Origin of the sequence: Nitrogeniibacter aestuarii (assembly GCF_017309585.1) — a bacterium.
Classification (GTDB): domain Bacteria; phylum Pseudomonadota; class Gammaproteobacteria; order Burkholderiales; family Rhodocyclaceae; genus Nitrogeniibacter; species Nitrogeniibacter aestuarii.
Window position 1 is genome coordinate 2,210,161 of sequence record NZ_CP071321.1, and the last position, 24,724, is coordinate 2,234,884.

23 protein-coding genes and 1 tRNA gene are annotated in these 24,724 nt (G+C 59.4%); 17 read left to right on the plus strand and 7 right to left on the minus strand.

The features are described 5' to 3' along the window. Nucleotides 1–13: 13 nt before the first annotated feature. Entirely contained in the window at nt 14–1,426 is a 1,413-nt protein-coding gene (gene rmuC / locus J0W34_RS10095) for a DNA recombination protein RmuC (protein ID WP_230971568.1), read from the plus strand. A 12-nt stretch (nt 1,427–1,438) separates the two neighbouring features. On the opposite strand, the gene moaA is transcribed toward rmuC, so the two are convergent. Next, the gene (gene moaA / locus J0W34_RS10100) at nt 1,439–2,503 is read right to left on the minus strand and encodes a GTP 3',8-cyclase MoaA (protein ID WP_331001538.1); all 1,065 of its coding nucleotides are present in this window, start codon (nt 2,501–2,503) and stop codon (nt 1,439–1,441) included. A 160-nt stretch (nt 2,504–2,663) separates the two neighbouring features. Then, nucleotides 2,664–2,739 (minus strand) — tRNA-Asn (locus J0W34_RS10105). A 108-nt stretch (nt 2,740–2,847) separates the two neighbouring features. On the opposite strand from J0W34_RS10105, the gene J0W34_RS10110 reads away from it, so the two are divergent. Further along, entirely contained in the window at nt 2,848–5,076 is a 2,229-nt protein-coding gene (locus tag J0W34_RS10110) for an AsmA family protein (protein WP_230971570.1), read from the plus strand. Nucleotides 5,077–5,124: 48 nt separating this feature from the next. Here the strand turns inward: J0W34_RS10110 and J0W34_RS10115 are convergent, their stop codons facing one another. Continuing rightward, on the minus strand, nt 5,125–6,330 hold the full coding sequence (locus J0W34_RS10115; protein WP_227814647.1) for an amino acid aminotransferase: 1,206 nt from the start codon (nt 6,328–6,330) through the stop codon (nt 5,125–5,127). A gap of 106 nt (nt 6,331–6,436) precedes the next feature. Here J0W34_RS10115 and uvrB point away from each other — a divergent pair, with 106 nt between their 5' ends. Beyond that, entirely contained in the window at nt 6,437–8,509 is a 2,073-nt protein-coding gene (uvrB, locus tag J0W34_RS10120) for an excinuclease ABC subunit UvrB (protein WP_230971571.1), read from the plus strand. Beyond that, complete coding sequence (locus tag J0W34_RS10125) at nt 8,506–8,982, plus strand: low molecular weight protein-tyrosine-phosphatase (protein WP_227814645.1); 477 nt, start codon at nt 8,506–8,508, stop codon at nt 8,980–8,982. The genes uvrB and J0W34_RS10125 overlap by 4 nt, the downstream gene beginning before the upstream one ends. Nucleotides 8,983–9,048: 66 nt before the next feature. Here the strand turns inward: J0W34_RS10125 and J0W34_RS10130 are convergent, their stop codons facing one another. Next, on the minus strand, nt 9,049–12,048 hold the full coding sequence (locus tag J0W34_RS10130) for an Rne/Rng family ribonuclease (protein WP_230971572.1): 3,000 nt from the start codon (nt 12,046–12,048) through the stop codon (nt 9,049–9,051). Between the two features lie 387 nt (nt 12,049–12,435). Between J0W34_RS10130 and J0W34_RS10135 the strand changes: the two genes are divergently transcribed. The 3 genes from J0W34_RS10135 to J0W34_RS10145 are packed head-to-tail and all read left to right on the plus strand — an operon-like array spanning nt 12,436 to nt 14,382. After that, a complete protein-coding gene (locus J0W34_RS10135; protein WP_230971661.1) occupies nt 12,436–13,407 on the plus strand; it encodes an RluA family pseudouridine synthase in 972 nt (323 codons plus the stop codon). After that, entirely contained in the window at nt 13,391–14,047 is a 657-nt protein-coding gene (locus J0W34_RS10140; RefSeq protein WP_227814642.1) for an HAD-IA family hydrolase, read from the plus strand. Before J0W34_RS10135 ends, J0W34_RS10140 begins: the two co-directional genes overlap by 17 nt. Then, the gene (locus J0W34_RS10145) at nt 14,026–14,382 is read left to right on the plus strand and encodes a Rieske (2Fe-2S) protein (protein WP_230971573.1); all 357 of its coding nucleotides are present in this window, start codon (nt 14,026–14,028) and stop codon (nt 14,380–14,382) included. The genes J0W34_RS10140 and J0W34_RS10145 overlap by 22 nt, the downstream gene beginning before the upstream one ends. Nucleotides 14,383–14,385: 3 nt before the next feature. Here J0W34_RS10145 and J0W34_RS10150 read toward each other — a convergent pair whose 3' ends face one another. Beyond that, nucleotides 14,386–15,108: an SAM-dependent methyltransferase gene (locus tag J0W34_RS10150; protein WP_230971574.1), complete on the minus strand. Its 723-nt coding sequence runs from the start codon at nt 15,106–15,108 to the stop codon at nt 14,386–14,388. Then, the gene (locus J0W34_RS10155; RefSeq protein WP_230971575.1) at nt 15,105–15,680 is read right to left on the minus strand and encodes a Maf family protein; all 576 of its coding nucleotides are present in this window, start codon (nt 15,678–15,680) and stop codon (nt 15,105–15,107) included. Before J0W34_RS10155 ends, J0W34_RS10150 begins: the two co-directional genes overlap by 4 nt. Before the next feature lie 84 nt (nt 15,681–15,764). On the opposite strand from J0W34_RS10155, the gene J0W34_RS10160 reads away from it, so the two are divergent. From J0W34_RS10160 to J0W34_RS10200, 9 genes are all read left to right on the plus strand, one after another. Beyond that, on the plus strand, nt 15,765–16,250 hold the full coding sequence (locus J0W34_RS10160; protein ID WP_227814638.1) for a YceD family protein: 486 nt from the start codon (nt 15,765–15,767) through the stop codon (nt 16,248–16,250). A gap of 21 nt (nt 16,251–16,271) precedes the next feature. Continuing rightward, entirely contained in the window at nt 16,272–16,451 is a 180-nt protein-coding gene (gene rpmF, locus J0W34_RS10165) for a 50S ribosomal protein L32 (protein WP_227814637.1), read from the plus strand. Nucleotides 16,452–16,532: 81 nt separating this feature from the next. Continuing rightward, nucleotides 16,533–17,546, plus strand: a complete 1,014-nt coding sequence (gene plsX / locus J0W34_RS10170) for a phosphate acyltransferase PlsX (protein WP_227814636.1) — start codon at nt 16,533–16,535, stop codon at nt 17,544–17,546. Beyond that, nucleotides 17,543–18,508, plus strand: a complete 966-nt coding sequence (locus J0W34_RS10175; RefSeq protein ID WP_227814635.1) for a beta-ketoacyl-ACP synthase III — start codon at nt 17,543–17,545, stop codon at nt 18,506–18,508. Before plsX ends, J0W34_RS10175 begins: the two co-directional genes overlap by 4 nt. Nucleotides 18,509–18,528: 20 nt before the next feature. Further along, nucleotides 18,529–19,467, plus strand: a complete 939-nt coding sequence (fabD, locus tag J0W34_RS10180; protein WP_331001539.1) for an ACP S-malonyltransferase — start codon at nt 18,529–18,531, stop codon at nt 19,465–19,467. Next, on the plus strand, nt 19,464–20,213 hold the full coding sequence (gene fabG, locus J0W34_RS10185; protein ID WP_230971576.1) for a 3-oxoacyl-ACP reductase FabG: 750 nt from the start codon (nt 19,464–19,466) through the stop codon (nt 20,211–20,213). The genes fabD and fabG overlap by 4 nt, the downstream gene beginning before the upstream one ends. 85 nt (nt 20,214–20,298) lie before the next feature. Further along, nucleotides 20,299–20,538 carry an acyl carrier protein gene (gene acpP, locus J0W34_RS10190; RefSeq protein ID WP_173764923.1) on the plus strand — a complete coding sequence of 80 codons (240 nt, stop codon included), beginning with the start codon at nt 20,299–20,301 and terminating at the stop codon, nt 20,536–20,538. 20 nt (nt 20,539–20,558) lie between these two features. Further along, nucleotides 20,559–21,797 carry a beta-ketoacyl-ACP synthase II gene (gene fabF / locus J0W34_RS10195; protein WP_227814633.1) on the plus strand — a complete coding sequence of 413 codons (1,239 nt, stop codon included), beginning with the start codon at nt 20,559–20,561 and terminating at the stop codon, nt 21,795–21,797. 161 nt (nt 21,798–21,958) lie between these two features. Then, nucleotides 21,959–22,243: a hypothetical protein gene (locus J0W34_RS10200; RefSeq protein ID WP_227814632.1), complete on the plus strand. Its 285-nt coding sequence runs from the start codon at nt 21,959–21,961 to the stop codon at nt 22,241–22,243. A 32-nt stretch (nt 22,244–22,275) separates the two neighbouring features. Here J0W34_RS10200 and nadB read toward each other — a convergent pair whose 3' ends face one another. After that, entirely contained in the window at nt 22,276–23,856 is a 1,581-nt protein-coding gene (gene nadB, locus J0W34_RS10205) for an L-aspartate oxidase (RefSeq protein WP_227815100.1), read from the minus strand. A gap of 267 nt (nt 23,857–24,123) precedes the next feature. On the opposite strand from nadB, the gene rpoE reads away from it, so the two are divergent. After that, the gene (rpoE, locus tag J0W34_RS10210; protein WP_227814631.1) at nt 24,124–24,723 is read left to right on the plus strand and encodes an RNA polymerase sigma factor RpoE; all 600 of its coding nucleotides are present in this window, start codon (nt 24,124–24,126) and stop codon (nt 24,721–24,723) included. The last annotated feature ends 1 nt before the right edge of the window (nt 24,724 follow it).

The following is a 24,724-nucleotide window of genomic DNA, read 5'->3' on the forward strand; positions in this document are numbered from 1 at the left end:
CAGGGTATCTGTCTTGACCGACACTGAAATTCTTTACGGACTGGCCGCCGGGCTGGTTGTTCTCCTGCTTGCGGTGCTGTGGCTGGTCACGCGCTTGCGTGCAATACAGGCCGACCTGCCGTCCGCAATGAACGAGCACGTCAAGGGGTTGATGGAAGCGCAGCACCGGGGATTGCTCAATGATCTGCACGGTGGTCTCGCAGCCCAGAGCGAACGGCTCGCGTCGAATACCGAAGCGCAGACCGGTCGCCTGCGCGAGAAGGTTGAGACGGACCTGACGGCGACGCGAGAGGCCATGCATCAACTCACGCTCGCCATGCAGGTTCAGCTCGGTGAGCAACGTAGCGAAACCACCCTCAAGCTGTCCGAACTCAACAACACCTTTCAGAGCACCCAGGCAAAACTGCGCAGCGAGATGGTTGAGCAGACCCTGGCAAAGCTCACCGAGCATGCTCGCAAGGACCGAGAGCTTCTGGAAGTCGGCTTGCGTGCCGCATCCGAGCAGATGGCGCGCAGTAACGAGGCGCTCACGAAAACGGTAAACGAACGGCTCGAGAAGATCACCGGGCAGGTTCATGAGCGGCTCGATGAGGGCTTCAAGAAAACCAACGAAACCTTCACCAATGTCATGGCCCGTCTGGCCACCATTGACGAAGCACAGAAGAAGATCGACGGCCTGACCACCAACGTTGTCAGCCTGCAGGAGCTGCTCGGGGATAAACGGGCGCGAGGTGCCTTTGGTGAAGTTCAGCTCGAGGCGCTGGTACGCAACATCCTGCCGCCCGACGCGTACGAGTTTCAGGCCACACTTACCGGAAACGTTCGCGCCGACTGCGTGCTGAAGCTGCCGGAGCCCACCGGGTTGGTCGCGGTGGATTCAAAGTTTCCGCTCGAAAACTATCACCGCATGTTCGTCCCGGATGCGGGCGAGACTGATCGCCGTCTTGCGACCAGCGCGTTTCGAGCGGACGTCAAGCGTCACGTCGATGCCATTGCCGGCAAGTACATCATCCCTAACGAAACGTCAGACGGCGCGGTCATGTTCGTGCCGGCGGAAGCCGTTTTTGCCGAAATTCATGCCTACCATCCCGAACTGGTGAGTTATGCCCAGGAAAAGAAAGTCTGGGTGGTCTCGCCAACGACCTTGATGGCGGTGCTCAATACGGCCCGGGCTGTGCTTAAGGATGTGGAGACGCGCAAACAGATTCACGTCATCAAGGACGCACTGTCCAAGCTCGCGAAGGATTTCAACCGGTTTGACGACCGCATGCAGGCCTTGGCCAAGCACATCGAACAAGCCGGAAAAGACGTCAAGGACGTGCAGATCAGCTCGCGCAAGATCACGTCTCACTTCCGCAAGATCGAGTCGGCCAAAGTTGACGAGTTGCCGGAGCTGGACGAGGGCGTGGACATCGATGAGGACTGAGGCTCTTCTCGCTCAGCCGCCGATGTAGGACATTTCGATGCGCTTCATCGGGCGTGTGTTCGATGTGCGAATCTCTGAGTAGCGATCAGAGCGCTTCCGCCACAGCGTGCGAATCATGTCGATGAGTTCAGCGTCACTTGCACCGGCGCGCAATGGCGAGCGCAGATCGAACCCCTCGGTGGCGAACAGGCAGGTGAAGAGTTTGCCTTCGGTCGACAGGCGGATCCGGCTACAGTCTCGACAGAAGGCCTGAGTCACCGAAGAGATGACCCCGATCTCGCCATGGCCATCCACGTATTGCCAGCGCTCGGCGACTTCACCGGTGTAGTTGCGTTCGACCGGTTCGAGCGGGAACTTCACGTTGATGCGATCGATCACTTCCTGAGACGGCACCACGTCGTCCATGCGCCATCCGTTGCTGCTGCCCACATCCATGAATTCGATGAACCGGAGTATGTGCCCGGTGCCACGGAATCGCTCCGCCATGGCGACAATCTGATCATCGTTGACGCCACGCTTGACGACCATGTTGACCTTGACCGGCGCCAGACCGGCGTCGCGAGCCGCATCGATGCCTTTGATCACGTCTTCGACAGAGAGATCGACGTCGGCGATTTTCTTGAAGGTGGCGTCGTCCAGCGCGTCGAGACTCACTGTGACCCGGTGAAGTCCGGCCGCTGCGAGCTTCGGCGCCATGCGGGTCATCAAAACACCATTGCTGGTCAGCGTGAGTTCCAGACCCTCGATCTTGGCCAAAGCGCCAACCAGCTTGTCCACGTTTCGACGCAGCAACGGTTCGCCGCCGGTAATACGTACTTTCTGAACGCCCAGTTCGTTGAATATGCGAGCAACACGAACCAGCTCCTCAAAGCTCAGCAGCTCGGCACGTGAAAGAAACTGGTAGTCCTTATCGAAGACCGAGCGGGGCATGCAATATTCACAGCGAAAATTGCAGCGATCGGTCACGGAAATGCGCAAATCGCGAATCGGACGCCCGAGGGTGTCGACGAGGGGAGATTCGTTGTTCGCTGCCATGGGGTCTGAGTTTTGTCGTGTAGTCACGGGGCAAAACACCATCTTATAGCAGCTTGTCAAAAGGTGTCGGGAGTCGTGACACGCGAACCGGGCTCGACTAGGATGTCAGATGGTTCAAGATGGCGCCGAAAATGGCGATATACAAAGGAATCTGCCAAAGAGAAAGGGGTTGCCGTTGCCGACAACCCCTTTCAAATTCAGTTGGCTCCCCGACCTGGGCTCGAACCAGGGACCTGCGGATTAACAGTCCGTCGCTCTACCGACTGAGCTATCGGGGAACTGAAGAAGCGCGAATTATAGGAATCGATTTGGGGTGTGTCAACATTATTTGTGCGAAAATGCTATTCGCTTAGTTCGAGGATCGCGCTAGGGCGCTGGGGTTCTGAATGATCGAAGAAGAAGTCGTTTACGTGCGCACCGAAGAGGGTGAGGCCAAGGCTAAACAGCCTCGGTCGATCAGTTCGCACGAGTTGCGTGCGATGCTGCTTTTGATTGATGGGCGCCTCTCGGTCAGAGAGCTGCGCCGTCGATTCGGTAAATCCCTCGCCATCGATAAATCGATCGCTGAACTCACCAGGTTGGGCTGGGTGGTGCGCGATGCAGAGCATGATGCAGCGGAACTCGATCTCGTGGCACGAAAGGAAGCGCCGGAGGACGAAGCCGATGCCATCGAAGAGTCTCCCGATACGGCGTTGGCCGAAGTCAGCCGTGAGGCTCAGGCGCGTGCGGCTCATCGAAATCCTGAAGGGCAGTCTGTTGATCTTCCCCTCACCGTCGATCCTGATTTTGATGACCGAAAGAACGCGTCGATGGATGGGGCCGGCAAGGCACAGGACGACGCGGATGAATCCCCGGACTGGGATCCGGAGGCGACCGAGATCAACACGTACACCATCGACGCGGTCGAGTCTGTTGAGCCGGTTGAGGAGTACGATCAGACCGCGTACGAGCAGAGTGAAACGATGGAAGAGCATCGGGTCGACGAGCCGACTCGAATGCCGTCCGATGAGCGCGTTGACAATGCTGAGGCTGAGGTCAATGCGCTGAAATCGTCCGAGCCGCCCGTGCTCCAACTCGACGATGAACCTTCCCGCGCTGCGAGTGATACGCGGATCGAGCCGACGGCTGAGCGTGAGCCCCCTGCCGACGAACTGGACGACGCGCGTCCAGAGCCGGTCGAGAGCCAGAGTGCGAAGGTCGACGCCTCAGCCGCCGAAAGCGAACGACCCGGCGGCGATCGAGGCCCCACCATAGCGGACCGAACGCGTGGTTCCATGATCGCCGCACGTTTCTTCATTGAACGCCTGGGGCGGTTGATTCTTCCGCTCGCTGCCGTTGCGGCTGTGATCGCCCTGGTCGCGGGCGCATTCCTACTGCCTGAGCGGCACCGCGACGATATTGAAGCGGCTATCGTGGATCATCTAGGCCGACCGGTCACCATGTCGGAGTTGCGTTTGACCGAGGCTGGCGGTGGGAGTCTTGCGCTCGAACGCGTCGCGATTCCTGCCTTGCCGTCAGTCAATGCGAAGGCTGTCCTGCTCAAGCCCGACTGGAGCGCCACCTTGTCGAGCTTCGAATGGCGCTTTGTGGCTGTCATTGTCGGCCTCAATGGCCAGGCAGAAGAGCTGGGTCAGGTGATGCAGGCACCGCTCGATTACGGGCGGCTGACCGGGATTCAGCTTGTCGATGCTGGTGTGACTGTCGGTGTTGAACGCTGGGGCGGGCTGTCAGGCAGCATGGCGGTGATAGGGTCGAACGGTGAGCACGAAGCCGAGTTGTACAACGAGGACCGCAGCCTGACGATCAAGGTCCGTCCGGGAGCACATGGCCTGGCGCTGAATGTCGTGGGGATACAACGCCCCTTGGCGGTATTTCCTGCATTGAAGTTTGACAGCTACGAGATGCAGGCTGAACTTGAGGCTGAGCGATTGACGGTTTCGGCGTTCGGCGCAGCGGGTTTCGGCGGGAAGGTCACGGGGGAGGGCACGCTGCTGTCTGCCCCGATTGCGCAACTTGATGGCTCCGTTGGGTTCAGCAAGGTCGATATCGAGCGCTTCATTGCTGTTTTGGGGTGGCCGATTGCCCTGAGTGGCAGTGCGGATGCCAGCCTGGCCATCAAGGCAAGTGCCGAAACCCCATCGCTGATCAACCGAACCGATTCGCTGAACGGTAGCTTCAGCGTTGATTCGGGTGCGCTTGGGCGTATGGATTTTGGAGCGGCGCTCAGAGAGCGAGGCCGCGGCAAGATTCAGGGGGGCGAAACGCGGTTTGAACGTCTGGCCGGCGATTTGTCGTATCAGGATGGTGCCATCAATGTCACCATCAAGTCGCTGGATGCCGGGGCGCTGGATGCCAGTGGCCGGTTGTTGATGGCGGTGGACGGGGAGCTCTCCGGGCGTATGAGTGCCGTCGTTGCGTCCGCCGGGCGTCAGGTGCGCACGCCCATTACGGTGTCGGGTACGGTCACAGCGCCGGTGCTGGAGACGCCCAAACCCGTTGTGCCCGTGATAAAGGCTGAACCCGTTGTGCCCGCGCCATCTACGTCGTCTCCCGCCCTTGAGTCGAGTGTGCCTGGAGATGAGGTGCCGGTTGCACCCGGAGAACTCCGGCAATAAAAAACGGCGCCCTTGGGCGCCGTTTTTACTTGGGGGCTGAAACGCTCGTCAGGCTTTGATGACCGTGGCGATCGCCTTGGCAACGTAGTCGATATTGCCTGAGTTCAATGCAGCCAGGCAGATGCGGCCCGAAGAGACGGCGTAGATACCGAAATCCTGCTTGAGTTTCTCGACCTGATCGGCGGTGAGTCCAGTGAACGAGAACATGCCTCGTTGACGAACCACGAACGAGAAATCCTGTTCTGCGCCGGCTGCCTTGATCTTTTCAACGAGGGCAACGCGCATTTCGCGAATGCGATCACGCATGCCTGCCAGTTCATCTTCCCATTGCTGGCGCAGCGCAGGGCTGGACAACACCGCTGCGACAACCGCGCCGCCGTGTGTTGGCGGGTTGGAGTAGTTCGTGCGCACGACCCGCTTGACCTGGGAGAGCACCCGGGTGGAGGTTTCCTTGTTGTCGGTGACGATGGTCAGTGCGCCGACGCGCTCACCGTACAGAGAAAAGGACTTCGAGAACGAGCTGGCAACAAAAAATTCGAGGCCGGACTCGGCAAACAGACGCAGGGCGACGGCGTCGGGCTCAATGCCATCAGCAAAGCCTTGATAGGCCATGTCGATGAACGCGACGAGATTCTGGCTACGAACCACCTCGACAACTTGAGCCCATTGGTCGGCGCTCAGGTCCGCACCCGTGGGGTTATGGCAGCAGGCGTGGAGAACGACAATCGTGCCAGCGGCAGCACCACGCAGGCTGGTGAGCATGCCGTCGAAATTGACACCGCGAGTGGACGCGTCGTAATAGGCGTAGGTGCCAACCTCAAAGCCGGCGGCTTCGAACAGGGCGCGGTGGTTTTCCCAGCTCGGATTGGAAATCAGCACCTGAGCTTCGGGATTGACGCGCTTGAGGAAGTCGGCGCCGATCTTCAGGGCCCCGGTTCCGCCGAGGGCTTCGAACGTAATCGCGCGACCAGCTGCGACCAGCTCGGCGTTGGCGCCGAACAGGAGGCCCTGGACTGCCTTGTTGTAGGCCGCAGCACCTTCAATCGGCTGATAGCCCCGGGCCGGCGCTTCCTTGAGGCGAGCCTCTTCTGCGGACCGAACGGCTCCAAGCAAGGGGATCTTGCCTGCATCGTTGTAGTAGACGCCGACGCCCAGATTCACTTTCTCGGCTCGGGTGTCTGCCTGAAAGGCTTCGTTAAGGCCGAGGATCGGGTCGCGTGGTGCCATCTCCACCGCGGCAAAGATCGAAGTCATGTTCACTCCATCCGGTTGCGTCGCTGTCTGCGACGCGGAATAATCAAAAATTGTGTTTTTCGCGGGCCCATGTACATGGCTGCACCGCAAAAGTGAAAATTCTAGCATGTCGGACGCAGCAGAATCTGCACGGGTTGTGACGTATGAAGGCAGTCCGTTTCGTTTGCATCAGCCATTTCCGCCTGCAGGTGATCAGCCTGCGGCAATCGACAGTCTGGTCGAGGGCATCAATGATGGGTTGATGTATCAGACCCTGCTCGGCGTCACCGGGTCGGGCAAGACGTACACCATGGCTAATGTGATCGCCCGCTGTGGGCGCCCGGCACTGGTACTGGCGCATAACAAGACGCTGGCCGCCCAGTTGTATTCGGAGTTCCGGGAGTTCTTGCCCGAGAACGCAGTGGAGTACTTCGTCTCCTACTACGACTATTACCAGCCTGAAGCCTACGTGCCCTCGCGAGACCTTTTCATTGAAAAGGACTCGAGCATCAATGAACACATCGAACAGATGCGTCTGAGCGCCACCAAGAGTCTGATGGAGCGACGGGACGTGGTCATTGTTGCCACCGTCTCGTGCATCTACGGTATCGGTGACCCGGTCGACTATCACAGCATGGTGCTTCACCTGCGGGAGGGCGAGAAGGTGGCCCATCGCGATCTGGTGCGTCGCTTGGTCACGATGCAATACACCCGCGCCGATATCGATTTCCGTCGGGGAACCTTCCGTGTCAGGGGGGATGTCGTCGATATCTTTCCTGCGGAAAACGCGGAACTTGCCGTGAGAGTTGAAATGTTCGACGACGAGATCGAACACCTGACCCTGTTTGATCCTTTGACCGGCCATCTCAAACACAAGCTGGCTCGCTTTACCGTATACCCCTCCAGCCACTATGTGACGCCGCGTGCCACCGTCTTGCGTGCCATCGATGGCATCAAGGACGAGTTGCGTGATCGGGTTGCCCAGTTCCAGCAGTCCGGCAAACTGGTCGAGGCGCAGCGCATCGAGCAACGGACCCGGTTTGATCTGGAGATGCTCAACGAACTTGGTTTCTGCAAGGGCATCGAAAATTATTCACGACACCTGTCCGGACGCGCACCAGGCGAGCCGCCGCCCACGCTCATCGATTACCTGCCCAACGACGGGCTTCTGTTCGTGGATGAGTCACACGTGAGCATTCCGCAGGTGGGTGCCATGTACAAGGGTGACCGCTCGCGGAAAGAAAATCTGGTCGAGTACGGGTTCCGTCTGCCGTCTGCTGTCGACAACCGCCCCTTGAAATTCGAGGAGTTCGAACGCCTGATGCCGCAGACCGTCTTCATCTCGGCGACGCCATCTGATTATGAGGCGAGGCATCAGGGGCAGGTGGTTGAGCAGGTCGTGCGCCCGACGGGGCTGATTGATCCTGAGGTGCAGGTGCGTCCGGCGATTACGCAGGTTGACGATCTGCTATCCGAGATACACAGGCGGGTCGCGCTCGAAGAGCGCATTCTGGTAACGACGCTGACCAAGCGCATGTCCGAAGACCTTACGGACTATATGACCGAAAACGGCGTTCGTGTCCGCTACCTCCACTCGGACATCGATACGGTTGAACGTGTGGAAATCATTCGTGACCTTCGTCTGGGGCTCTTTGACGTGCTGGTTGGCATCAACCTGCTCAGAGAGGGGCTCGATATTCCGGAGGTTTCTCTGGTCGCCATTCTTGACGCAGACAAGGAAGGGTTTTTGCGTTCGGAACGTTCGCTGATTCAGACGATCGGGCGCGCGGCTCGGAATGTCAAAGGTACCGCCATTCTCTACGCGGACCGGATTACCGACTCCATGCGGCGAGCGATGGACGAAACCGATCGTCGCCGGACGAAGCAGATCGCTTTCAATGAAGAACACGGCATCACACCCAAGTCGGTCACAAAGAGGGTCAAGGACATCATCGACGGCGTCTACGGTACGCAAGAAAATGACGATGTTGCCCGCGCAACTGCGCCCCGTGCGGACTACACTGCAATGGACGAGAAGGCGCTATCCAAGGCCATTCGTCAGCTCGAAAAGAAAATGCAGGAAGCGGCGCGCAATCTTGAGTTTGAAGAAGCTGCCTCACTGCGTGACGAACTGTTCCGTCTGCGCGCCCAGGCATTTGGCGCTGATCAGCACGGACCCGATGAGCAGGAGACAAGGTGAAACGACGCATTCTTTTTGTGTGCACCGGAAACATCTGCCGGTCCCCCACAGCCGAGGCCGTTGCGCGACACTGGTTGCGCATGGTCGGGCTCGATGGCGAGGTGCAGGTGGATTCTGCCGGTATTGGCGGCTACCACGTCGGTGAAGCGCCAGATGCCAGGAGTCAGCAATTCGCCAGCAAACGCGGCTACGACATGAGCAAGCTGCGTGCTCGCAAGATCACGGCAGACGATTATGCGAAGTTCGATCTGATTCTGGCGATGGACCAGGGGCACTACCAGCACATGAAGCGCAAGTGTCCTGATCATCTCAGCCACAAGCTCAAGATGTTTCTTGAGTACGCTACCAATGTGGATGGACGTGAAGTGCCCGACCCGTATTACGGCGGGCTGTCAGGTTTTGATCACGTGCTCGATCTGTGCGAGGCGGGGGTGCACGGCATCATCGACAGCCTGAGGGAAGAATTGGTTTGATCCGATTCTTGACGCAATGAACAGAAAAGCCCGCATCAAGCGGGCTTTTCTGTATGCGGAACATGCTTACTTGCGTGTTTCGACCTGCTGGAGTTCACCCTCCGCGGCCGTTTCCGCGCGTTGCGGGCGCGGGCGCCCGAGTTGTACCGGCTCAGCAACTTCGGCAACAGGCGCCGCTTTGTCGGCATCGGTTTCGATCATGACCAGTCCGCTGTCCGCCAGGGCTTCGCTCAGATCGATCGGTTCTTCGGCTGCGGCTGGCGTCGGGGCTGCTGCAAGCACCTCCGCTTCGACAGGTGCTTCAGCGATCGGTTGTGCAGCCACTTCCGGGCTTTCTTCAACCACAGGAGTCACTTCAGCGCTCTCGGTCGCTTCGGCGACAGGCGTGGCTTCATTACCGGGTACATCGCTTGATGCCGCAGCGAAAAGGTCAGACTGGGCCTGAGCGGCTTCAGGTGCCTTCTCCTCAGCGTTCGAGGCTTCAGCGCTGATCGTTTCGGGCTGTGATACCTCAACGATGGTATCAACCGGGCTGTCAGCAGTTGCGGGCTCGGTGACCTCGGTCGTGTTGCCTTCGGAAACCGGAGGCTCGTCAGCTTGCATTTCAGGTGCAAGAGCAACGGTCTCGGTGACCTGTTCCGTCACTTCCGATGCGGCCTCTTCCGGTTCAGCGTCAGTGCTTACACTTGCGACGGCCGCCACACTGGCTGCTGCCACGGCAACAGCGTTCTGGTCTGCCGTCTCCGGAGAGGCATCAGTTGCGTCATTGTCAGAGGTGTCGTCGTTGTCCTGCTGCTGTGCATTGTCGCGATCGCGATTCTGGCGCGAACGGCGACGGCGGCGTGAGCGCGAGTTGCGGGTTTCACCGTTGTTCTCGCCATCATCGTTGGCATCGGTGTCGTCAGCCTTCGTTTCAGCATTCTCACCGGTGTCGGCGGCGAGTGACTGATCGACTTCCTTCTCTTCCGGATTGCCGTTTTCATCCGCGTTCTGACGTCCACGTCCGCGACGGCCACGGCGACGACCATTGGTCTTGCCGCTCTTGTTTGCTTCATCGTCGGCGACTGCGTCCGCGGCTGCAGCGGCGACAATGGCGCTGGTCTCGGTGACGACTTCCGCTTCTTTTGTCACGTCATCCTTTTTGGCACCGCGTCGGCCGCGACTGCGGCGGTTGGGGTTCTGTGCGTCCTTGTCTTCTTCCGGACGCTCGTCACGCGCGCGACGCTCGCCGTTATTCCGTCCGCGACCACGCCCGCCACGGCGGTTGTTGTCGTTGCGATCACTGCGCTCGCGGCGATTGTCGGACTTGGGTTTGGACTTTTCTTCCGTCTTGTTCTCTTCTTCAGCCACCGGTGCGGCACCGAAGATCCGGCGGACCCAGCCGAGGAAACCGCCGCTCTGGACAGTCGGCGTCGGAACGGCTGCTGCGGGTGGCGGCTCGGGCTGAGGCGGCATCGGCGGCGGAGCGATGGAACGAACGGCCGCTTCAGCGCGTGCCGGCTTCTTGGTCTCTTCGAGCAGCGTCTCGGTGTATGAGGGCTGCTGCGGCTGCTCAGCCATCTGGTAGCTGGGGACCGCGGTTTCATCCTGATTGAGCTGGTCGTGGCGCAGGCGAATGATTTCGCTGGCAGGCGTCTCGAGGTGGCGGTTCGGGATGATGACGATATTGACCTTGTGGCGCAGTTCGATGTGCGCAATGTCCACCCGCTTTTCGTTGAGCAGGAAGGTGGCCACATCGACCGGAACCTGACAATGCACGGCGCCGGTGTTCTCTTTCATTGCCTCTTCTTCGACGATGCGAAGGATCTGAAGCGCTGAAGACTCGGTGCTGCGAATGTGGCCGGTTCCGCTACAGCGCGGGCAGGGAATGTAGCTGGTCTCGGCCAGGGCCGGACGCAGGCGTTGGCGGGAAAGCTCGAGCAGGCCGAAACGACTGATCTTGCCCATCTGGACGCGCGCGCGGTCGTGGCGCAGGGCGTCGCGCAGACGGTTTTCCACCTCGCGCTGGTTCTTGCTGGACTCCATGTCGATGAAGTCGATCACCAGCAGACCACCGAGGTCGCGCAGGCGCAGCTGGCGAGCCACTTCGTCGGCAGCTTCCACGTTGGTGCGCAGAGCAGTGTCCTCGATGTCCTGGCCCTTGGTGGCACGGCCCGAGTTCACGTCAACCGACACCAGTGCTTCGGTGTGGTCGATCACGATGGCGCCTCCCGACGGCAGACTCACTTCACGTGAGTAGGCTGCATCGATCTGATGTTCGATCTGGAAGCGGGAAAACAGCGGCACATCGTCGTGATAGCGCTTCACGCGATTGACGTTCTGCGGCATGACGTGGGCCATGAACTGGCGTGCCTGCTCGAAGATGTCATCGGTGTCGATGAGGATCTCGCCAATGTCCGGCTGGAAATAGTCGCGGATTGCGCGAATGACCAGGCTGCCCTCCTGATAGATCAGGAACGCACCGGCCTGGGCATGAGCGGCGCCATCAATGGCGGCCCACAGCTGAAGCAGATAGTTCAGATCCCACTGGAGTTCTTCCGCGCTACGGCCAATGGCGGCGGTGCGCGCGATCAGGCTCATGCCCTTGGGCACTTCCAGTTGATCCATGACTTCACGCAACTCGGCGCGTTCGTCGCCTTCCACACGGCGGGAAACGCCACCGCCGCGGGGATTGTTCGGCATCAGGACCAGATAGCGGCCTGCCAGCGATACGTAGGTCGTCAGTGCGGCGCCTTTGTTGCCGCGCTCGTCCTTCTCGACCTGGACGATGAGCTCGTCACCTTCCTTGAGTACGTCTTGCGGACGCACGCGGCTGCCATCGCCATCTTTCTGAAGATAGGTCTTGCCGATTTCCTTGAATGGCAGGAAACCGTGGCGGTCAGCACCGTAATCCACAAAGGCGGCTTCGAGGCTGGGCTCGAGGCGGGTGATGACGGCCTTGTAGATGTTGCTCTTGCGCTGTTCTTTGGCGGCCGATTCGATGTCGAGGTCAATGAGTTTTTGACCATCAACGATCGCGACGCGGAGTTCCTCGGCCTGCGTCGCATTGAAAAGCATGCGCTTCATGTATTCGTTCTCCCGCGCTCTACACACGGGCAGGACGATCGCGCGCACCTACGTGCGAGACGGAGTCAGAGGAGTTTTATTCTTTGGAGAATGGGTCTCATCCGGTTGGTTCTAGTACGAGGTTCGGCTGTCGATGTCTTGAGCTCCCGCCAACTGGCCGGAGCCTTTGATTCCTGCGCGTGAGGACGCGAATAGCAAATAAACAAAATAGGGTTTGCTTGCGTTACCATCGCAGCCTTAATTTTTTGACTGGCTGCGAGCGGCGACTTGTGACCTGGCGGGAGCCGAACCTTAGGCTCTGAACGCTTGGACGACACTTGGCTTTTCCGCACAAGGCCGCGTTGCGCCGTACCGACACGGGTCAGTGCGCAAGTATATGGCAGGACCATGTCGCAAAGCAAAGCCGTTGAAGTCAGACACGTCGAAATCGATTCGGAAGCCGAGGGGCAGCGCATCGACAATTTTCTCGTGCGCGAGCTCAAGGGCGTTCCCAAAAGCCACATCTACCGACTGCTGCGAAGTGGTCAAGTGCGTGTCAACGGGAAGCGTGTCGCTCAAACATACCGCCTACTGGCCGGGGATACAGTGCGCATTCCGCCGGTCCGGACGAGTCAGCGAGCCAGTGAGGAAAAGCACGTGCCCGTCGGTAAACCGCTGCCTGTGGTCTTCGAAGACGATGCGCTGCTCATCATTGACAAGCCGGCCGGCCAGGCTGTTCACGGCGGCAGTGGTGTGAGTTACGGTGTGATCGAACAATTGAGGGTCCAGCGCCCGGATGTTCGCTTGCTCGAGTTGGCGCACCGGCTCGACCGGGAGACCTCGGGTCTGTTGATCGTGGCCAAAAAACGGTCGGCCCTTGCTGCCTTGCACGACATGATGCGCGAAGGCCGAGTCGACAAGCACTACATCACGATGGTGTCCGGTCACTGGCGCAACGAGCGACAGCACATTCGCCAGCCCCTGTTCAAATATCTGACGTCCGAGGGTGAGCGGCGCGTGCGTGTGCAGCCTGACGGTAAGGTCGCGCACAGTATCGTCACGCTGAGACGGCGATGGCCCTCGTTCAGCGAACTTGGCGTTGAACTGAAGACCGGTCGAACCCATCAGATTCGTGTGCATCTCACGCATGCCGGTTTTCCGCTGCTCGGCGACGACAAGTACGGTGATTTTTCCCTGAACAAGGCACTTGCGCGCGACGCCAATCTACAGCGGATGTTTCTGCATGCGGCACGGCTGTCATTCAATCATCCGCTCAGTGGCGAGTTGATCTCGGTCGAGGCACCGTTGCCGCCGGAACTGGTGGCCTTCAGGCAATGGGTTGGTGAACAAGAGGTGCAGGATTTTGGCGAAACGCTTTGATCTGATTGTTTTTGATTGGGATGGCACCTTGCTCGATTCTGCAGGGGCCATTGTTCGTTCGATTCAGGCGTCGTGCGTAGATCTGGGTTTGCCAGTGCCGGCAGACGAGCGCGCCCGGCACGTGATCGGCCTCGGCTTGCAGGATGCCTTGTCGCATGCGGTGCCGGAACTGGCGATTGATGACTATCCGAAGATGGTCGAGCGATATCGCCACCACTATCTGTCGCGCGATCATGAGTTGTCGCTGTTCGATGGCGCCGAGACGCTCGTGCAGTGGCTGGCGGCCGCTGGCTGGACGCTGGCGGTGGCCACCGGGAAAAGCCGCAAGGGGCTGGATCGCGCGCTCGCGCATTCTGGCCTGGGTGCCCATTTCGAGGCGACACGTTGTGCTGACGAGTGTTTTTCGAAGCCGCACCCGGCCATGCTCGAAGAGCTAATGGACGAATTGATGGTCGAACCCGATCGGACGCTGATGATCGGCGATACCACGCACGATCTTCAGATGGCGGCCAATGCCGGCGTGCATGCGGTGGGTGTGACCTACGGCGCGCATCCGGTGGCTCAACTCGAGACCGTCGCGTCGCTCGCGCGTGTCGATTCAGTGGAGGCGCTTGGCGTATGGTTGAAGCGGAACGCGTGATTTGCGAATCGTCGGTACTGGCAGATGGCGGCAACGGTGTTCGCTTCGAGATTCAGCGATATGGCGAAACCTTGCCCGCCTTCGTGATTCGCTTTGACGGGCGAGTTTTCGGCTATATCAATGCCTGTGCTCACGTTCCGGTCGAGCTTGACTGGATGGAGGGTGATTTCTTCGACGCAGATCAGCGCTATCTGGTGTGTGCGACGCACGGTGCCCGATATGAACCCGACACGGGGTATTGCGTCGCGGGCCCTTGCGCGGGCGCTCGACTGCGCCCGCTCAAGGTCCTGGAACGCGATGGTCAGGTTTTTCTGGTTGAACCGGTTGAGCGCTGAGGCTTAGTCGGCCAGCATCAGGAACACGGTCGGGATCCGGTCGAGGCTCGGTAACGCCATCTTCTTCCATTCCGCGGCGGTTCGGGTTTGAATCCATTCATCCGAGGTGGTGACGCCGCGTGCGACGCACAGACGCGTACCCGGCGACACCGTGCCCATCAGCGCCTGCAGCATTTGTTCGTTGCGATACGGTGTCTCGATGAATAGCTGCGTCTGGTGTTTCTGTCTGGACTCTTTTTCCAGTGCCCGAATGGCGCCACTGCGCTCGTGCTCCTTGACTGGCAGATAGCCGTGGAAAGCAAAGTGCTGCCCATCTAGTCCAGAGGCCATCAGGCTGAGCAGCAGGGACGAAGGACCCACCAGCGGCACGACACGAATCCCGAGTTGATGCGCCTCGCGGACAAGCAGGGCGCCCGGGTCTGCGACTGCCGGCACCCCCGCGTCAGACATGAGGCCCATGTCAAAGCCGTCCAGCGCGGGTTTCAGTAGCTGACGCAACACCGTGGCTTGCGCCTGTTTGGGTAGCGCTTCCAGGAAGAGTTCGCGGATGGGGTCGGGGTGTTCGATGCGCTTGAGTTCGGCGCGCGCCGCTTTTGCGTTTTCCACCACGAAATGCCGGATGCCGCGGACTTTTTCGGAGGCGCCGGTGGGCAGGGTGTATGAAAGTGGGCTTTCGCCCAGGCTAACCGGCACAAGGTAGAGCGTTCCCTTCGGCGGTTTGTTCATGGCAGGTCGAGTCCTTCGGCGCGCAGCATGTCGCATAAGGCGATCAAGGGAAGTCCGATCAACGCGGTCGGATCATCCCCCGAGAGTGCTTCGAGCAGGCTGATGCCCAGGCTTTCGACCTTGGCGGCGCCCGCGCAGTCGAGCGGCATTTCTCGTTCAACGTAGCGACTGATTTCCTGGTCGCTCAGCGACCGGAAGCGCACGTGCGTCGGAACGCCACGGATCTGGGTGTGTCCGGTGCGCGCATTGATGACGGCCAGACCTGTGTGGAAGGTCACCGTCTGTCCGCTCATCTGGCGGAGCTGCTCGATCGCGCGCTCGACGGTGCCAGGTTTGCCGAACTGCCGAGCGCCCATATACGCCACCTGATCGCTGCCAATGATCAGGGCGCTGGAGTGACGGGCGGCAATGACACGCGCCTTGTCGGCAGAGAGCCGCTCGGCTGTCTGGGCTGGATGCTCCCCGGCAAGGGGGGCTTCGTCGATATTGGGTGCGGCAGTATCGAACGGGAGCTGGAGTCGCTCGAGCAACATGGCCCGATAGGGTGAGGTGGAGGCAAGTATCAGCTGCATGAATCCTCAGAACGTTTTGACACCGAATGCCGAAAATACTATTATGCCCGGCTTATGTCGCGAGAGAGCTATACGATTGATTCCATGGCTTTTGCTCGTGAGGGCAGGGTGCTTACCGGAGAAATGCCGGTTGCCCGGTTCGAACGACTGGCAAAAGAGGTTGTGGCAGACTCGGGTGACTTGAAATTCGAAGTCACCGGTTTTCACGACCGCAATCTGGATCAGGACGAGTTCTTTATCGATATCGTGGCCAGCGGAACACTCATGCTTCGGTGTGAGCGTTGTCTGGAAGCGATGCCTTGGCCTTTCGAGGCCAATGGCCGGCTCCTTCTGGTGCCGCCAGGGCAAGCGCTGCCTGACGAGGAGCTGGATGAGGAGGACTTCGATCCCATTCATGCGAGTCGCACCCTAGAGGTGTTGCCGCTGATTGAGGACGAAGTGCTGCTCGCGCTGCCGTTTGCGCCGCGACACGAACAATGTGAGCCGCCCCGGCCGTTGGTTGGGTCGGAGAAAGAATCGCCATTTGCCGTGCTCAAGCAATTGAAAGGCGGTGAAGGCAACGAGAATTGACTGCTCCAAGGAGTTTTTACAATGGCTGTTCAGCAGAACAAAAAATCGCCGTCCAAGCGTGGCATGCGCCGTGCGCACGACGGTCTGAAGTCGGCTCCGATCGCGGTTGAGGCGACCACCGGTGAAGTTCACCTGCGTCACCACATCAGCCCGAACGGTTTCTACCGCGGCAAGAAGGTCGTCAAGACCAAGGGCGAGTAATTCCGCTCATCAAGACGGCGCGGCGCGTCATGCGTTCGCGCCGTTTTTTCGTCCTTAATTTCTGAATCAGGCCCCACGTCGATGGATCTCAGCGTTGCAATCGACTGCATGGGTGGCGATCATGGACCGTCCGTGACGGTCCCCGCTGCTTGTGCATTCCTCAAGCGTGATCCCGTCGCGCACGTGATTCTCGTCGGCGATCCTGCCGTGATCGAGCCCATGCTGGACAAGGTCGAACCATCGGTTCGGCAGCGTATCCGCGTCCAGATGGCCAGTCAGGTTGTGGGGATGGACGAACCGCCCGCCAATGCACTGCGCGGCAAGAAAGATTCATCCATGCGTGTGGCAATCAACCTGGTCAAATCCGGCGAAGCGAAAGCGGCCATCTCGGCGGGCAATACCGGGGCGCTGATGGCCATTTCACGTTTTGTGCTGAAAACGCTGCCAGGTATCGATCGCCCCGCGATCGCCACGATCTTGCCGTCCAAGCGTGGGCGCACCTACATGCTCGACCTTGGGGCCAATGTTGATTGCTCTGCGGAGCATCTGCTGCAGTTCGGCATCATGGGGGCCATGCTGGTGTCCGCCGTCGAGCACAAGGAGCGCCCGACAGTGGGTCTGCTCAACATCGGCGAAGAGGACATCAAGGGGAATGATGTCGTCAAGCAGGCCGGCGAGTTGCTCAAGACCAGTGGGCTGAACTTCCACGGAAACGTGGAAGGTGACGACATTTACAAGGGCACGACCGATGTGGTGGTGTGTGACGGCTTTGTCGGCAATGTCGCGCTGAAAACCTCCGAGGGGCTCGCGCAGATGCTGGCGACCTTTCTGCGTGAAGAGTTCAAGCGTAATCTCCTGACGAAACTAATGGCCCTCGTGGCCATGCCGGCGCTGTCACATTTCAAGCGCAGGGTCGATCATCGACAGTACAATGGCGCCGCGCTGCTCGGGTTGCGCGGCGTGGTTGTCAAAAGTCATGGCTCTGCCGACGCTTTCGCTTTCGAAAAGGCGATCGAGCGCGCAGTCGAGGCCGCCGGCAATCAACTCATTGAACGTATCAGTGACCGAATGTCGGTCCATGGGGAGGTGGCTTGATTTACGCGCGAATCGCAGGCACGGGAAGTTATCTGCCGGGAGAGCCGGTCACCAACGACGATCTGGTGGCGCGCGGCATTGAAACATCGGACGAATGGATTTCCTCCCGCACTGGCATTCGCGCCCGCCACCTTGCTCCCGAAGGGGTGTCCGCCAGCGATCTGGCCGAGCAGGCCTCCCTGCGCGCCATTGAAGCCGCTGGCTGCGAAGCGGGCGACATCGATTTGATCATCGTCGCCACCTCAACGCCGGACTTCATTTTCCCGAGCACTGCCGCCTTGTTGCAGTCCCGACTCGGCATTCGTAACGAAGGCGCAGCGTTTGATGTCCAGGCCGTATGCAGTGGATTCGCTTATGCCTTGACGGTCGCCGAAAAGTTCATCGCTTCGGGGAGCCACAAGCGCGCGCTGGTGGTCGGTGCGGAGACATTCTCGCGAATTCTGGACTGGAATGACCGGGGTACCTGTGTGCTGTTTGGTGATGGCGCAGGCGCAATCGTGCTTGAAGCCTCGGATCGGCCCGGTGTCCTCGCATCGGCGCTTCACGCCGACGGCTCTCATTCGCCCATTCTCTGTGTTCCGGGAACCGTCGCTGCGGGCCAGGTGCTGGGTGATCCGTTCCTGCGCATGGATGGTCAGGCGGTATTCAAGTTTGCCGTGAAGGTGCTCGCGGACGTGGCCAACGAGGTGGTTGATCGTGCGGGCCTTTCCATGGATGAGATCGATTGGCTGATCCCCCATCAGGCCAACATCCGCATCATCAATTCCACGGGCAAGAAGCTCGGTATTGATGCCGATAAGGTCATTGCCACTGTGTCAATGCATGGCAACACGTCGGCGGCTTCGATACCGCTCGCACTCGACCTTGCGGTGCGTGATGGACGTATCAAGCGGGGGCAGAAAGTGATTCTCGAAGGCGTCGGTGGCGGCTTCACCTGGGGTGCGGTGCTCATCGAGTACTGATCGAAATAGCAGGAGAAATCATGAAGTTTGCGTTGGTATTCCCGGGGCAGGGCTCCCAGTCCGTCGGGATGATGACCGCCTACGGCGACAATCCGGTAATTCGCGATACCTTTGCCGAAGCGTCGGATGCTCTTGGTGAAGACCTTTGGGCGATGGTCAATGAGGGGCCTGCCGAGCGCCTGGCCTTGACCGTCAATACGCAGCCGCTGATGCTGACCGCGGGTGTCGCCGTCTGGCGTGCCTGGCAGCAGGCGGGCGGTGCGACGCCCTCGTTCGTGGCTGGGCACAGTCTTGGCGAATATTCCGCGCTCGTGGCGGCCGGCGCGATTGCCTTTGCAGACGCGGTACCGCTCGTTCGGTTCCGTGCCGCCGCCATGCAGGATGCCGTGCCCGAAGGGCAGGGCGCCATGGCCGCTTTGCTTGGTCTGGATGTGGAAGTCGTCGAAGCCGTATGCGCCAAAGTGGCTCAGGGTGAGGTGGTTTCCGCAGCAAACATGAATGCGAACGGCCAGATCGTGATTGCCGGTTCAAGTGCCGCGGTGGAGCGGGCGATGGAAGAGGCCAAGGCACAAGGCGCGAAACGCGCCGTCAAACTGCCAGTCAGCGCCCCGTTCCATTGTGCGCTCATGAAGCCTGCGGCCGAAAAACTGGCTGGGCGACTCGCTGATATCGATATCACGACGCCGTCACTGCCTGTCATCAACAACGTAGATGTGTCGGTCTGTGATGATCCGGCGCTGATTCGGGAAGCGCTGGTACGACAGGCGTACTCCCCGGTGCGCTGGATCGAAACCATCGAGTCCCTGGACGAAATGGGGGTCGAGGCGGTGATCGAATGTGGTCCTGGAAAAATTCTCTCCGGTCTGACCAAGCGAATCGTGAAAACCATGCAGGGCGCAGCGGTGACGGATGCCGACTCGATGGCCCAGGCAATTGAACTGGCAGGAGGCAAGGTATGAGCGGAGTGCTCGAAGGTCAGATCGCATTGGTGACCGGTGCGTCGCGTGGCATTGGTCGCGCGGTGGCAATGGAGCTTGCGAGCATGGGGGCTTTCGTTGTTGGCACGGCGACTTCGGAAAGTGGTGCAACGTCGATTGGTGACGGGATCAAAGAGGCCGGTCTGAAAGGCGAAGGTGTTGCGCTTGACGTGACCAGCCCGGAAGCATGCGAAGCGACGGTCTCTGCCATCGAAAAGGCCCACGGTGCCGTTGGCATTCTGGTCAACAACGCCGGCATTACCCGAGACAACCTCGCCATGCGCATGAAGGACGAAGAGTGGGATGCGGTCATCGACACGAACCTGAAGGCTGTGTTCCGCATGTCCCGTCTGGTCATGCGCGGGATGATGAAAGCGCGCACCGGCCGCATCATCAATATCACTTCGGTTGTCGCCAGTTCCGGCAACCCCGGGCAGGCAAACTACGCTGCAGCCAAGGCGGGCGTCGGTGGCATGACGCGTGCGCTTGCGCGCGAACTCGGCAGTCGGAATATCACGGTTAACTGTGTGGCGCCCGGGTTTATCGATACCGACATGACCCGTGCGCTGCCGGATGCTGCGAAGGAAACCCTGCTGGGGCAGATCGCCGTCGGCAGACTTGGTCAGCCTGAAGAAATTGCAGCTGCAGTGGCCTTTTTGGCATCACCCGCCGCATCGTATGTCAGTGGCACGACACTGCATGTGAACGGTGGAATGTACATGGCGTAAACAACACCCGCCTGTCCGCCGCCTTTTTGGTAGAATACGGCGGCTTTAATCACATACCCGCACATTTCAGGGAAGGAGTTACTTCATGGAGAACATCGAACAGCGCGTCAAGAAGATCGTCGCGGAACAACTCGGTGTTAACGAGTCGGAAATCAAGAACGAATCTTCGTTCGTGGACGATCTGGGCGCAGATTCGCTGGACACCGTGGAACTCGTGATGGCACTCGAGGAAGAGTTCGAGTGCGAGATTCCGGATGAAGAAGCCGAGAAGATCACCACCGTTCAGCAGGCAATTGACTACGTCAACGCCCACCTGAACAAGTAATCAGACTACCGGAGCGAGCATTGACCCGTCGCAGAGTTGTTATTACCGGTCTGGGTATCGTATCCCCGGTCGGCAATTCCATCCCGGAGGCTTGGGACAGTATTGTCAATGGCCGCTCCGGTATCACTGAAGTTACGCGCTTCGACACCACTGACTTTCCCGTCAAGATTGCCGGGGAGGTCAAGGGCTTCAACGTCGGTGACTATCTGTCACCGAAGGAAGCGCGTCGCATGGATACCTTCATTCATTACGGTCTTGCCGCTGGCATTCAGGCCGTGAAGGATGCTGGCATCGAAGTGCCTGGCGAAAACGCCGAGCGTTTCGGTGTCAATATCGGTTCGGGCATCGGCGGTCTGCCGATGATCGAAGCGACGCATGACGATTTCAAACGGGGTGGTCCGCGCAAGATCTCTCCGTTCTTCATTCCGGGCACGATCATCAACATGATCTCCGGCCATTTGTCGATCATGTATGGCTTCAAGGGCCCGTGCATTGCCATGGTCACGGCATGTACGACGGCGACACACTGCATTGGCGAGTCGGCTCGCATGATCCAGTATGGTGATGCCGACGTCATGGTGGCTGGTGGCGCAGAGTCCACGATCACGCCTTTGGCGATTGGCGGTTTTGCCTCTGCAAAAGCGCTCTCCACACGCAATGATGACCCGGCGACGGCGAGCCGTCCCTGGGATACCGGGCGCGACGGGTTCGTGCTGGGTGAAGGCGCTGGCGTTGTCGTGCTCGAAGAGTATGAGCACGCCAAGGCTCGTGGGGCGAAGATCTACGCCGAGATCATCGGTTACGGCATGAGTGCCGATGCCTACCATATGACCGCCCCCTGCGAAGATGGCGATGGTGCTGCACGCAGCATGACGAACGCCATCAAGGATTCGGGTCTCGCGCTGACGGACTTCGACTATATCAATGCTCACGGGACATCGACGCCGCTGGGCGACGTTGCCGAGACCGTGGCCGTCAAACGCTGTTTTGGTGATCATGCCAAAGCGCTGGCGGTCAGTTCGACCAAGTCGATGACGGGGCATTTGCTCGGTGCCGCGGGCGGTGTTGAAGCCGTCTTTACGACGCTGGCCGTTCATCATCAGATCGCGCCGCCGACCATCAATATGGTCGAGCAGGACCCTGCTTGCGATCTTGATTTCGTGCCCAATCAGGCGCGCAAGATGGAAATCCATGCTGCGCTGTCGAATTCGTTCGGATTTGGCGGAACCAACGGCACATTGGCGATCGCCCGCATCTGAGCCTGCGCTCATCACACGAGCTAATCGTGTCCGGTGAGCTCAAGCTGAACCCGCCCTCGCACCTGTGGCTCCCTGTGAGTCTATTGGTTGCCGGGGCGGTTTTTCTTTTGATCTCTCGATCCGAAGCGGCAAGTCAGGTCCTTGCGCTTTTAGCGGTGGCCATGGCAGCAGCGCTCATCCGGCACTGGCGCGGGTTGCCCGCTCCGTTGGTGCTGGCGGAGGACGGTGTCTGGTACCACCCGCTCAAGCCGGACGAGGCATTGCGCATGTCGGGCTCAAGTGCGCGTCTGTCCGGGGTCTTCTGGTTGCATGGGCAGAGCGATCATAGCTCGAAAAACTATCTGATGGTGCTGCCCTCGATGCTCTCTGAGCCGGACTATCGACGTCTGTGCGTCTGGTATTCCGAAGCCGCTGGGCAGGGCGACGATGACGGGACTGTGTCCTGACTGAGTGTGGTCTCTGGCGAGCCGTCCCCAGGCTAGCCTCTGGGTTTCAGGAGCGTATTGCGTGCCTGAGGGAGGGTGTCGGGGTAATCCTGGCTGAAGTGAAGGCCGCGACTTTCTTTTCTTCTCAGGGCGCTACGAACGATCAGGTCAGCGGTGACAACCAGGTTTCGCAGTTCGATCAGATCGTTGGTTACCCGGAAGTTGGAGTAGTACTCATCGATTTCGCGACTCAGTAGCCGAATGCGGTGCTGGGCGCGCTGCAGGCGCTTGGTTGTTCGAACGATGCCGACATAGTCCCACATGGCACGGCGTAGCTCTTCCCAGTTATGGGAGATCACGATTTCCTCGTCCGCGTTGGTGACCCGACTTTCGTCCCAGTCGGGCAGGGGCATCGTAGACTGCCGTGCGTTTGCCTTGATTTCATCAGCGATGGCTTCGCTGAAGACAACACACTCGAGTAGCGAATTGCTTGCAAGCCGATTTGCGCCGTGCAGGCCGGTGCATGTGCTTTCACCCACGGCGAACAGTCCTGGCACGTTCGTTCGACCGCGAAGATCGGTCACGACACCACCGCAGGTGTAGTGTGCTGCGGGCACCACTGGGATCGGCTGTTGCGCAATGTCGATGCCAAGCTCGAGGCAGCGAGCCTGAATGGTCGGAAAGTGCTCCGCGAGAAAGTTGGCGGGCTTGTGGCTGATGTCCAGGAATACGCAATCGAGACCCCGTTTTTTCATTTCGAAGTCAATCGCGCGCGCCACGATGTCACGGGGTGCAAGCTCGGCGCGTTTGTCATGCCTGGGCATGAACCGTTCGCCATTGGGGAGTCTGAGCAGTCCGCCTTCACCACGCACGGCTTCCGAAATCAGGAAAGATTTCGCCTGCGGGTGATACAGACAAGTGGGGTGGAACTGGATGAATTCCATGTTGCCGACACGGCAGCCGGCGCGCCACGCCATGGCAATGCCGTCACCTGTCGCTGTGTCCGGATTGGTGGTGTAGACATACACCTTTCCCGCGCCGCCTGTCGCCAGCACGGTATGCCCGGCACTGATGGTTCGAACCCGGCCGGATTGCTTGTCAAGTACGTAGGCACCAAGGCAGCCCAGCTCGGGACGGTTGAGTTTTGTCCCGACAATCAGATCGATGCCAATGTGTTCTTCGAGAATCGTGATGTTCGAATGAGCCTTGACCTGCTCGGTCAGTGTCTCTTGAACCGCTGCGCCAGTGGCGTCGGCAGCATGAATGATGCGTCGATGACTATGGCCGCCCTCACGTGTGAGATGGTAGCCGGTCGGGGATCCCGGATCCCGGGTGAACGGCACGCCACGATCGATGAGCCACTGAATGGCACGAGCGCTGTTCTCGATGACGAAACGCGTTGCCTTGGGATCGCACAGGCCTGCACCAGCGTCAAAGGTGTCGGCGACGTGGGATGTCACACTGTCCGAAGGGTCCAGGACGGCTGCTATGCCGCCCTGTGCCCAGGCGCTGGCACTGTCGGTGAGTCTCCGCTTTGTGATCAGCGCGACTTTTTTATGATCGGCCAGGCGCAGCGCAAGCGATTGGCCGGCAAGGCCACTGCCGATGATGATGACGTCGAAGGAATCCACTATCGGGAGAGGGGAGGTGATTGATGCGAAACTATATCACCGGGCAATCAAACGCGTGAAAGACTCTCGCGGCCCGGATCGAAAACCGCGTGATCCGTGACGAAATTCTTGCGTTATCTCAAACGCGCGTTAAAAAACCCTCCTGCTACCTGAACTATTTTTTTTGCTGGCGGTCTTGCCTCATGAAACGAATTTGGGTGGCGGCGTCCTGCGTGGTTATACTTGCTCGGTTTAACCGCTCAAGCATCACTAGGCAAACTCCGACATCCAATGAGTGACCGAGAACTGGATCAACAACTGGTCGAACGCGTACAGCGGGGCGACAAGCAGGCGTTTGCCTTGCTCGTCTCCAAGTACCAGCGAAAATTGCTGCGCTTGTTATCGCGTCTGATTCGCGATCCGGCCGAGGTCGAGGACGTTGCCCAGGAGACGTTCATCAAGGCGTACCGGGCATTGCCTTCGTTTCGGGGAGATAGTGCGTTTTACACTTGGCTTTATCGCATTGGTGTAAACACGGCAAAAAATTATTTGGTCGCCCAGGGTCGCAGAGCCCCGACGACCACTGGATTTAACTCGGAGGAGGCGGAAACCTTCGACGACGGTGAGCAATTGCGTGACATCAATACGCCGGAACGTCTGATGATGACCCGGCAGATTGGTGACACGGTCGAGACAGCCATGCAGGCGCTGCCCGAAGAGCTTAAAACAGCCATTGTGCTGCGCGAGATCGAAGGGCTGAGCTATGAGGAAATTGCCTCGATCATGGATTGTCCGATTGGCACGGTGCGTTCGCGAATCTTTCGCGCACGGGAAGCCATTGCCGAGCGACTTCGTCCGTTGCTGGATACGACCCCTGACAAACGGTGGTAGG